A 9,423-nucleotide genomic window follows, 5' to 3' on the forward strand; every position below is an offset into this window, starting at 1 on the left:
CATGACGACGCCCGACCTCACAGAGATCGCGATCATCCTCCAGGACACCCTGGGGCGGATCGACAACACCATCATCATCACCGCGCCGCCCGCTGCTGACCTGGGCAGCATCGGGGCTATGGCGCTCGATCTGGAAAACAACCTGCTCTACGGCCCGAAGACGACGCTGGGGTGGGGCGTGGGGCGGCCGACCATCGGCGGCCAAGGTCCCGCCGGCGTCATCAGCGATGCGTCAATTGCGATGCTGGCGCCGGGGGCTGATCCCACCATCACGCTCGGCGGAACGCCGGAAGACCGCACCATCGCCTTCGGCGTTCCGGCCGCCGCTGACGGCGTCACGCCGAACGTCAGTTTTGAGATCGTCATGGTGGCCCATGGCGAGCCCGCGACTGTGGTCCAGTCGGGCACGGTTGAGGCGCCGCATCTGATCTTCAACATCCCGTCGCCCCTGCCGGGCGTGGACGGGAAGAATGTCGAGATCCAGAAGTCGGCGACCCATATCCAGTGGCGCCGCGTCGGCGACGTGGCCTGGACCGATTTGGTCGCCCTGACCGACCTGATGGTGAAGGGCGACAAGGGCGACGCGTTCGAGTTCAACGCCAAGCCCGCCGATCTGGCCGCCCGCGCCGCCTATGACGCCGAGCCGGAAGGTTTCACCGTTCTGGTGATGGATACGGGCTACGTCTATGCCCGCATCGGCGCGACGCCGGGCGTGTGGTCGGACGGCTTCCCCTTCGGACAGACCCAGAACGCCATCCTTGAGGCTTTGTCGGCCCTGAACGCTACGGAAGGCGTGCTGGTCCAGACCGGCGCGGCGACCTTCGCCAAACGGGCCATCGGCGCCGCTTCCGACGATGACCTGCTGAACCGTGGCGCGGCCGACGGGCGCTATCGCCTGAAGGGCGAGGCGGTGGCGCTGGCGGACGTAACCGGCCTGGCGTTGGCGCTGGACGACAAGGCCAACGCGGCGGCGGTTCTCGCCCTGCTGGCGCAGAAGGAAGACAAGACCGCCAAGGGCGCGGCCAATGGCTATGCGGGGTTGGACGCCGACAGCAAGGTTCCGGCGGCGCAACTGACCTTCGCCACCAAGGAGGAGGTCTGGGCCGGGACGGTGGCCGACAAGATCGTTCCCCCCTCAGTCCTTAAGACCGCGCTCGAGTTTCAGGCCCTGGCGCTGGTGTCCAACGTCGCGACGATGAACTGCCATGCCGGGATCAACTTCACGGTTCCGCAGCTGACCGCGAACGCCACGCTGGCCAACCCGACGAACAAGGTCGATGGCCGGGACGGGAAGATCAACTTCAGCTACGACGCCTCGGCGAGGACCCTCAGCCTCGGCTCGGACTGGAAGAAGTTCGCCGCCTCCCCCGCGATCCCGACCGCTGCGAACAGCAAGTTCACCATCGTCTATTCGATCATCGGGACGGACGTCTTCTACAGCGTCCTGGTGAAGCCATGATCTGCGCCTCTCCCCTGCTTCATGCCGGAGCTACGCCCGGCGGGAAGACATACGAGGATTGGGCCGCTCACGCCGCGTCCAGAGTTCCGACGGTCCAAGGCCCCGCAAGCAACATTCCGTATAACGGAGTGGCCGGGTCTCGCCTGTTTCGTGCGACGTATTCGGCCGCTGCGGTTTCCCCTTCGGCCGTCGGGTCGCCGTGGAGTTACCGGTATGCCGGAAACTTTGAAGTCTTGCTTATCCATTCCATGATTTCGGCTGCTGCCGCTGAGGAGCAGAAGGCGAACAACGGAACGGTTATTTTCAACGTAAACGGCCTATACGAAGTCGACTATCTGGCGGGAATAACTAGGAACGGGATAACGACAAGCACATACGACCTACCGGGCAATCCCGGGACTTTCTATTGGATAACAGAAGCGTCGTTTTGGGATTTCACGCTAGGTAAGCCTAGAACAATCAACCCTTACACCGCCTCTGGACCTGTCGACTACACTAACCCCGGATGGACGCCATGACCTCTTACGCCTTCACCATCGGCGGAGAGCCGATCCAGTTCCGTGGCGCCGACGACCACTTCCGCGCCGACGTCGATGGCGTCGAGACTTGGCACCCGCGCGCGGCTCTGACGATCTGGGGCGATGAAGAGCGGTCGGCGCTGAGCATCGTCAGAACTGAGATCCCGGCGCCTCTGCCGACTGTCGAGGTGCTCTGCGCCTTGATCGACGCCGAGCGCGACCGGCGCATGGCCGAGGACTTCGCCCATGACTTCGGCGAGACCCTGGCCTTCGACGACGAGCGCACCTTGCTGGGGCCGGGGCAGGGACAAGAGATCCCTGCAGGCCTGCGGCTGCTCCAGATGCAGCCAGATCCCGATCAGCGAAACTGGCAGGCCCTTCAGGGCGCCGCCCTGACGGCCGTGGTTTCGGGCGCGCCTGAAACCGTCCTGCCGATGCGGGCCGAGGATAACTGGAACATCCAGACCACGGCGCTGCAGGTCCTGGCGGTGTTGTCGGCCATGACCGCCAAGGGGGCCGAGCTACTGTTCCATGGCGGGGCGTTGAAGTCGCAGCAACGAGCCGCCTATCCCGTCATCATCGACCGAACGGCGGGCTGGCCATCGTGATCCAGTTCGGACCCGTCCACGTCCGCGTCATCGATCGGAAGTGGCAGGAGGTGGTCGAGCCCTGCCCCGTCACCCTGAACGGATACCCACTTTGCATCATCGAGGCGGGATATCGCAGCGATGGTCTTTCGCGCCGCTGGTGGATGCCGGCCAAGTGGGGCCGCTTCGTTGAGCGTTACCGCGCCGCCGCCTTGTTGCATGACCGTCTCCTGGATGCGGCCGAGCATCCGAAGTGGGTGATCGACTGGCTGTTCATGGGCGCGCTGCGTGCGTCCGGCGTGTCCGCCCTGGAGGCGGGCATGTTTTGGCTGGCCGTTCGCACCCGCCGACCGGGCAAGGCCTTCGGGGCCTGACCTGACGAACCCGGTTCGCGCCGGGACACCATCACAATCCCTCGCGTAGGAGCCCGCATGTCCGCAGGCCACCACCTTTCCACGCCCTTCGCGTCCTGGGAGGGCATCGTCACGCTGCTGACGGCCCTTGGGCTTGGCGGGGTGCTTACCGCCCTTGTGCAGCGGCCATCGCGTCGCGCGATCGACGCCACGGCCTCAAAGGATCACGCAACCGGCGAGGCTGCCGTCATCAGCGCAACGGCGTCGGCCTTCACGGAAGTGACGAGTGGGCTGCGCGAGGAGATCGAACGGCTTCAGCGTGTGGCCGTCACGTTCGAAGCCGACCTAGCCGCCGCCCATGACCGCGCTGTCGCGCTGGATGCTCAGGTCAGGAAGCTGACGGCCGACCTCGACCGCGTGCGCCGTGAACGTGATGCTGCGCTGGAGAAGGCCGAGCAAAAGGAAGGCGAGATCAGGCAACTTCAGCAGGTGATCTCTTCCCTGCGTCGTTCGGAGGACCTCGCATGACCGACACGCCCATCCAGCAGCCGCCGACCCGTCTTGAGCGCGTGAAGGCCTTCATCGGTGATCTGGCGCGGCCGTTCGCCATCATCGCCACGTCGTTCGCCGCGTCCTGGGCCACCATCGTCATCGCCTATCGCGTCGAGAACGGAAACGACGGCGCCATCTTCATCGGCGGCGTGTTCGCCGGCGTCGGCGCGCTCTACATCGGCAAGGCTTGGGAGGTGGCGAAGACCGGCAAGCAGTCGGCCGAAGTCGAGATCGCCAAGGCCAAGTCGGAAGCGGGGTAGCAAAGCCTCCCCTTCGCCCTAATGATGGCCTGAGGAACCCTCATTCCTAGCTGACAGCTTTCTGCGGGCTGGCGTTTTCCAAAGGTCCCGTCAGCTCAAATCCATGCCAGTGGATAGGCCCCCGTCGTGCAAACGGCGGGGGTTTTCCGTGATGCGGCCCAGAGACGGCTAACTGCCTGGGTTCTGGATCCAGCGGACTGCGCCGATGACGAGCAACAGGGCGCTGAAGATCGCCAGTCCGATGGTCGACGGCACAAGGTGCGGGTGCCAGGGCGCACGGGTCCGCAGCTTGCCCCAGGTGTCCAGGCACCAGATCAGGCCGCAACCGCCGAGCAGGATGTCCACCCATGCGGGCCAGATCACAGGACATTCCCCGGCGCAGTCCGGCGCGGGCCCGGCTTGATCGGGTTCGGCATGAAGTCCTCGCACTTCCAGTCGTCGTCACCTGAAATGACCAAGCAGGCGTCATAAACGCGGTCGTAAATCCAGCCATGCGGGCTGTGGCCCAGGTTCAGGCCGACGATCAGCGCAAAGAGGAACAGTCCCGGCCGCTTCATGAGCCAAGCCGTTTGCGTCCACCGATAACGGCAGAGACAGCCTTGGTGCGACGTACCTTGTTGGTGTGAGGGTCTAACAAACGCGCGTTGAAACGGACCCCATTCAGGCGGCCGCCAGCCCTCCGCTTGAACCACGCCACCGCTTCGTAGACGCCGTCTATGGGGTCGCTCCACTTCCGCTCCGCTGGCGGGCTTTCGAACGTCGGCGCCTCATCAACAGTCCCCGTCAGAGCCACGAGCAGCCCCGTCGGCTCTAGCGGCGTGACGCGTAGGGCTCCGGGCTTTCGCCCCTTGGGCGCACGATAGGTCAGCACCACCCAGATGACATCTTCGTTGTCTTTCGCTCGTCCCGCCTTGCCGGTCTGAAGCCTTTCGCGCTCGTTCCAGGCTTTGACCCCGCGGTCCGCAACAAGGCCGCCCGCCGTGATTGCGACGCTGATCACAACGGCAGCGCCTCCGTCCATCGTCGGCGTGTCGCGGCGCTTGCCTGTGATCTTCATTGCTGCCCTCTCAGCCCCACTAGCGACAGTTCAACCAACTGCGTTCGCTGTCCAGCCCTCCCCCACAATCTGAACTGGAGACCTCGCCATGAGCATCATGAGCGACGACGACTTCGTGCGCCTGTTCCAGCGCACCTTCGGCCTGACCGAAGATGGCTGGGCCGGGCGCGACACCGAGGCCAAGCTGCGCGAGCTGGCTGAGCTTGCCGGCATCACCATCCCGACCGTCCCGGCCAGCGAAATCCCCGACGACTACTGGCCCATGCTGTCGCGCGTCGAGAGCGCCGACCGGCCCTATGTGCAGGCGCCGACGTCGACCGCCTCCGGGCTCTATCAGTTCATCCTGACCAGCTGGGTCCGCGAGGGTGGCGCCTGGGGCAAGGACGCCAAGGGCGAGTATATCCGCCGCCCGGCCTTCGGCGGCCTGAAGCCCTCGCCCGCGGAGCAATTGGCCCGCGCCAAAACCTTCACCGCCAAGAACGCCGCCGTTCTCAAGGCGGCCGGCATCCCGATCAACCGTGCCTCGCTCTATGCCGCCCACTTCTTCGGTGCAGGCATGGCCGCCAAGGTCATCGGCGCCGACGTGAATGCCCGCGCGGATCTGATCGCCGGCCCTGAGGCGACCAAGGCTAACCCCTCGATCCTCAAGGGCAAAACCGTGGGCCAGTTCCTGACCTGGCTGCACAAGAAGACCGGGGAGTGGGCTCGATGATCGCGCTCATCCGCCAGCTGGCCCGCGCCCTTACCCCGACGGCCTGGATCGCGCTCGCCGTCCTCGCCGCCTTCCTGATCTTCGGCGCCTACTGCGCTCACAGGGGCGCTGAGGGTGTTCGCGATCGCCACGCTGCCGAGCAAGCCAAGACCGAGGCGAAGGCCTCCAGCGCGCGGGAAACGGCCGCCGCGACCCGCGCAACCGACACCACCATCATCAACGCCCGCGAGAAGGAACTTTCCGATGCGGTCTCTTCGCTTCCTGATGCTGCCCCTAGCCCTCGCCGCGTCGCTCTCGCTTGTGAGCGGTTGCGCCAGCAAGGCTCTCGTCTACCCGCCAGCTGCGGACCTGGCCGTTGAGCCTAAGCCGCAGCTGAGCCCTGAGGACGTGCTGTCGGAGGCCGCTCTGGACCGTCACGACGTCGCCATCGAGGCCCGCGGGGATCGACTGGCCGCCCAGGTCGCGCGCCTGTGCCGGTTCTGGAAAGAGATGGGGATGAGGGGGCTGGACTGTCCGGCGCCCGAGCCCCGACCTCAGCCGGGCTAGTCCATTAGGCTCCATTACCGTCCATTAGCGTCGAGCCTTCGGGCTTCGCTATGCGCCCCGTCGCCCTCACCGGGTGGCGGGGCTTTCTGCTGTTTCGGGCAGTAAAAAACAGCCCACTCGCGAGGGTGGGCAGAAAAAGGCGAATTACGTCAATTGGTTGACTCGAATCAGCGAATCCATGCATCGGCTATGGGTTGGTCGCTCTGCGTTCAACAAACAGGAAAGGCCCGGGCTGTCACCCGGGCCTCTAAACAAACCGGCTGGCGGTTTGGATTTGTGTGCACAGGGCGCTTATTGTTTTGTTCTAGCCGGAAGTCAACTCCGCCAGCCATATTTTCGGGACCAAAGGAGCCCGAACTTTATGGTTGCAGCGAACTGCAATGGGCCGAGCTATCGGCTTACCTTTGACGACGCCGTCAACGTCTGGCTTCGGTACTGGGCTGGTGAATATCAGAACCGGATTGCCGCAAGCTTCGATGTTAACTCGGCCCGCGTGAACGAGGTCCTCAAGGGCCATCGCCACATTGGTAGCGAAGATCGGGCGCGCGAAATCGCCGCTCGCGAAGCTGCCGCCTAACCAACATCAGTGAGCATCGAGGCCCGCTCCGGTTCGCCGGGGCGGGCTTTTCGTCGTTTGGAACCACAGCCGGAACCCGCCGTTCATCAATCGCAGTGCCGGCTGTTTGAGCGGTGGCCCGGCAGTAAGCGCCGCTCTTCGTGGACCCCTTCACCTGCCCCCGACCTTTCAGGCGGGGGCTTCTTTCTCTGGAGCCACCCACTTGCCCATCTCCACGCGCCATCCGAGGGCCTGAAGCTCAGCCCTGCGCTGGTCATTGAATGCCCACCACTCCGGATCGCGGTCGCTAAACGTCTCCAGCTTCTGCCAATAGACCCGCGAATAGTCGGCGAAGGTCACGATCCCAGGGCAGCCGGGGATGCGGCACGGCGGGCGCTTGTTGATCAGCACATAGTCGCCGCCCTTGGCCATAGCGATGCGCTTCAGGTCCACGTCGCCGTAATGGCCTTCGCCCAGGTCGCAATGCCAGCGGACCTTGGCTCCGCGGTCGATCATGCGGCTGATGGGTTCGGACATGGCGCGCCTATAGGCCGACGAGAACGAAAAAGGAACAGACTTCAGCCGCTCACAGAGAACAAAAGCGGTAGCTTGCGGCGCTCTCGCGGCGCTCGGAGCTTGTGGTAACGAATGGAAGACCGAGGAAAAGCCTGTAATTTCAACGAATACCAAAAGGCCGACCAAACCGCCCAAAAGGCGGCCAGATAGGCCATAAGTCATTGATATAAAAGATGGTGCGAGCGGCGGGGGTCGAACCCGCAAGACCGAAGTCGGCAGATTTTAAGTCTGCTGCGTCTACCAGTTTCGCCACGCTCGCGGGGTTGCTCCCTTAGTGCGCCGCCTCGGGGGCGGCGGGGCGCATGGCCCGGAAGTCCACGTCGGAATCGGCGATCAGGCGGACCAGGGCGGCCCAGGCGGCCACGTTCTGGGTCATCTGCGCCGGGTCGATCTTGTCCAGGGTGTCGTCGGCGGTGTGGTGCAGGTCGAAGTAGCGCGTGCCGTCCTGCGACAGGCCGAAGACCGGCACCCCCGCGCCCGCCAGCGGGCCGATGTCCACGCCGCCGTGCAGTTCCGGCTCGTTCGACGGCAGGACGCCCAGCGGACGCAGCACCCGCGCCGCGATCCTGGCGAAGTCCGTGTTCTGCGCGCCCGGCGGCGTCTTCAGGGCGTAGATGCGGTCGGCGCCGAAGTCGCTTTCGCCGGCGATGACATGCCTGCCGACGCCCGCGCCGATGTTGCGCAGATAGGCGCCGCCGCCGTTGCCGGTGTCGGTCGGCTGGGCCACCTCTTCCGATCCATACAGGACCACGCGCACGGTGCGGCCGGGACGGCCCTGATCGGCGATCAGCTTGGCGGCCGCCAGGGTGATGGCGCCGCCCGCCGCGTCGTCGATGGCGCCCGTGCCCAGGTCCCAGCTGTCCATGTGCGAGCCCAGGACGATGATCTCGTCCGGACGGGTCGCGCCGACGATGTCGCCGATCACGTTCTGGCTGCGCGTCTGATAGGTGTGGGCGGTGGACTTCAGGCGCAGCCGCACCGGCTCGCCCATCTTCACCAGCCGCGCGATCTGATCGGCGTCCGGCGCGCTCAGCGCAAAGGCCGGCAGCGGCACCTTGCCCTCGACATAGCGGGTGGTGCCGGTGTGCGGCATGCGGTGCTCGTCGGAACCGGCCGAACGCATCACAAAGGCCAAGGCGCCGCGCTTGGCCGCCTCGGTCGGGCCGAGGCCGCGAATGCGCGACAGCGAGCCATAGCCCGAGCCGTCCTGCATTCGCACCATCTGGCCGCCGTCGACCACCGCGATCTTGCCGGTCAGCGAGCCGACCGGCGCGGCCAGCAGGGCGTCCAGTCCGTCGAAGAAGACGATGTCGGCTTCAACGCCGTTGGCGGGCGTGGCGATGGAGTGACCCAGGGCGGCGGCGACCAGTTTCTGCGGACGGGCGCCCAGCAGTTCGGCGCTCTCCTCGCCCCGCTCCCAGCCCACCAGCGGGAACTGTTCGATGCGGACGTTCTGGAAACCGTGGGCGCGCATATAGTCAGCGGCCCAGTCGGCGGCCGCCTGCTCGGCGTGCGAGCCCGCCGGACGCGGGCCGAAGCGGGTGGTGATCTGGGTGACGTAGTCGAGGGCGATGTTCGACCGAAGCGCCTGATCGCGCACCTGCTCGGCGGCGCGGATAGTCTTGGCGTCCTGCGCCAGGACCGGCGTGGCCGTCAGACCGAGCGCGAGCGCGCTGGCGGCCATCAGACGGGCGTTGAACGACATGGAGCGCCTCCCAGACTCACAAACAAGGCGCGGACCCTAGAGCATTTTCGCTTCCGACTGCATCCGTCAGAATCCAGAAAATGCTCCAGGTAGAATCTGAGCAAAATCCGGGATCAGATTTTGCTTGGGCGGTTGGGACCTGTGACCGAAAGCCTCAGGTCCCCGCCAAAATCACTCGCCCTTGAGGAAGGGCTCGACCGGGCCTTGCAGCTTGACGGTCAGGGCCTTGCCGCGACGGTCGACGCGGTTGCCGACGGCCAGACGGACCCAGCCTTCCGAGACGCAGTATTCCTCGACATTGGTCTTTTCCTCGCCCTTGAAGCGGATGCCCACGCCGCGCATCAGCAGGTCGGCGTCGTGGAAGGGACTGTCGGGATCGACCGAAAGGCGGTCAGGCAGGGCGTCGGACATGGAGGGCTCTCGCGAAAATCGAAGCGCGCTGAATAGCGGCGCGCGGCCGGTCTGCCAACCGCGCCCTCGTTCGAGGCCGCTTACTGGACCGACTGGCGGGCGGCGGCGGGCTGAGCGGCGGCTGCGGCGGG

Annotated in this window: 15 protein-coding genes and 1 tRNA gene; 9 read left to right on the plus strand and 7 right to left on the minus strand. The window is 65.6% G+C overall.

The genetic code is table 11. From position 1 onward, the window contains the following. Position 1 precedes the first annotated feature (1 nt). The 5 genes from VGE49_RS01170 (at position 2) to VGE49_RS01190 (ending at position 3,729) form a co-directional block, all read left to right on the plus strand. The gene (locus VGE49_RS01170) at positions 2-1,459 is read left to right on the plus strand and encodes a hypothetical protein (protein ID WP_331032760.1); all 1,458 of its coding nucleotides are present in this window, start codon (positions 2-4) and stop codon (positions 1,457-1,459) included. Positions 1,460-1,973: 514 nt separating this feature from the next. After that, complete coding sequence (locus VGE49_RS01175; RefSeq protein WP_331032761.1) at positions 1,974-2,585, plus strand: DUF4376 domain-containing protein; 612 nt, start codon at positions 1,974-1,976, stop codon at positions 2,583-2,585. Continuing rightward, positions 2,582-2,938 carry a DUF1353 domain-containing protein gene (locus VGE49_RS01180; protein ID WP_312783397.1) on the plus strand — a complete coding sequence of 119 codons (357 nt, stop codon included), beginning with the start codon at positions 2,582-2,584 and terminating at the stop codon, positions 2,936-2,938. The genes VGE49_RS01175 and VGE49_RS01180 overlap by 4 nt, the downstream gene beginning before the upstream one ends. Before the next feature lie 57 nt (positions 2,939-2,995). Further along, positions 2,996-3,445 carry a hypothetical protein gene (locus VGE49_RS01185; RefSeq protein ID WP_331032762.1) on the plus strand — a complete coding sequence of 150 codons (450 nt, stop codon included), beginning with the start codon at positions 2,996-2,998 and terminating at the stop codon, positions 3,443-3,445. Beyond that, a complete protein-coding gene (locus tag VGE49_RS01190; RefSeq protein ID WP_331032763.1) occupies positions 3,442-3,729 on the plus strand; it encodes a hypothetical protein in 288 nt (95 codons plus the stop codon). The genes VGE49_RS01185 and VGE49_RS01190 overlap by 4 nt, the downstream gene beginning before the upstream one ends. Before the next feature lie 168 nt (positions 3,730-3,897). Here the strand turns inward: VGE49_RS01190 and VGE49_RS01195 are convergent, their stop codons facing one another. The 3 genes from VGE49_RS01195 to VGE49_RS01205 are packed head-to-tail and all read right to left on the minus strand — an operon-like array spanning position 3,898 to position 4,786. Then, positions 3,898-4,092 (minus strand): hypothetical protein, encoded by a 195-nt coding sequence (locus tag VGE49_RS01195; RefSeq protein ID WP_331032764.1) that lies wholly within the window; start codon positions 4,090-4,092, stop codon positions 3,898-3,900. After that, positions 4,089-4,286, minus strand: coding sequence for a hypothetical protein (locus VGE49_RS01200; RefSeq protein ID WP_331032765.1), 198 nt, complete (start codon positions 4,284-4,286; stop codon positions 4,089-4,091). Before VGE49_RS01200 ends, VGE49_RS01195 begins: the two co-directional genes overlap by 4 nt. Continuing rightward, a complete protein-coding gene (locus VGE49_RS01205) occupies positions 4,283-4,786 on the minus strand; it encodes a hypothetical protein (protein WP_331032766.1) in 504 nt (167 codons plus the stop codon). Before VGE49_RS01205 ends, VGE49_RS01200 begins: the two co-directional genes overlap by 4 nt. Positions 4,787-4,874: 88 nt before the next feature. On the opposite strand from VGE49_RS01205, the gene VGE49_RS01210 reads away from it, so the two are divergent. The 4 genes from VGE49_RS01210 to VGE49_RS01225 all read left to right on the plus strand — a co-directional run bounded on the left by VGE49_RS01210 (position 4,875) and on the right by VGE49_RS01225 (position 6,621). Then, a complete protein-coding gene (locus tag VGE49_RS01210; protein WP_331032767.1) occupies positions 4,875-5,498 on the plus strand; it encodes a hypothetical protein in 624 nt (207 codons plus the stop codon). Continuing rightward, positions 5,495-5,857, plus strand: coding sequence for a hypothetical protein (locus VGE49_RS01215; protein ID WP_331032768.1), 363 nt, complete (start codon positions 5,495-5,497; stop codon positions 5,855-5,857). The genes VGE49_RS01210 and VGE49_RS01215 overlap by 4 nt, the downstream gene beginning before the upstream one ends. A 28-nt stretch (positions 5,858-5,885) precedes the next feature. Then, entirely contained in the window at positions 5,886-6,044 is a 159-nt protein-coding gene (locus tag VGE49_RS01220) for a hypothetical protein (protein ID WP_331032769.1), read from the plus strand. Positions 6,045-6,405: 361 nt separating this feature from the next. Beyond that, positions 6,406-6,621 (plus strand): hypothetical protein, encoded by a 216-nt coding sequence (locus VGE49_RS01225; RefSeq protein WP_331032770.1) that lies wholly within the window; start codon positions 6,406-6,408, stop codon positions 6,619-6,621. 168 nt (positions 6,622-6,789) lie between these two features. Here the strand turns inward: VGE49_RS01225 and VGE49_RS01230 are convergent, their stop codons facing one another. The 4 genes from VGE49_RS01230 to VGE49_RS01245 form a co-directional block, all read right to left on the minus strand. Further along, entirely contained in the window at positions 6,790-7,137 is a 348-nt protein-coding gene (locus VGE49_RS01230; RefSeq protein WP_331032771.1) for a hypothetical protein, read from the minus strand. Between the two features lie 213 nt (positions 7,138-7,350). Next, positions 7,351-7,435 (minus strand) — tRNA-Leu (locus VGE49_RS01235). A gap of 12 nt (positions 7,436-7,447) precedes the next feature. After that, positions 7,448-8,881 (minus strand): M20/M25/M40 family metallo-hydrolase, encoded by a 1,434-nt coding sequence (locus tag VGE49_RS01240; RefSeq protein WP_331032772.1) that lies wholly within the window; start codon positions 8,879-8,881, stop codon positions 7,448-7,450. A 171-nt stretch (positions 8,882-9,052) separates the two neighbouring features. Then, positions 9,053-9,292 (minus strand): DUF3297 family protein, encoded by a 240-nt coding sequence (locus VGE49_RS01245; RefSeq protein WP_312063422.1) that lies wholly within the window; start codon positions 9,290-9,292, stop codon positions 9,053-9,055. Positions 9,293-9,423 lie beyond the last annotated feature (131 nt).

This window comes from Brevundimonas sp., assembly GCF_036405315.1.
Taxonomy (GTDB): domain Bacteria; phylum Pseudomonadota; class Alphaproteobacteria; order Caulobacterales; family Caulobacteraceae; genus Brevundimonas.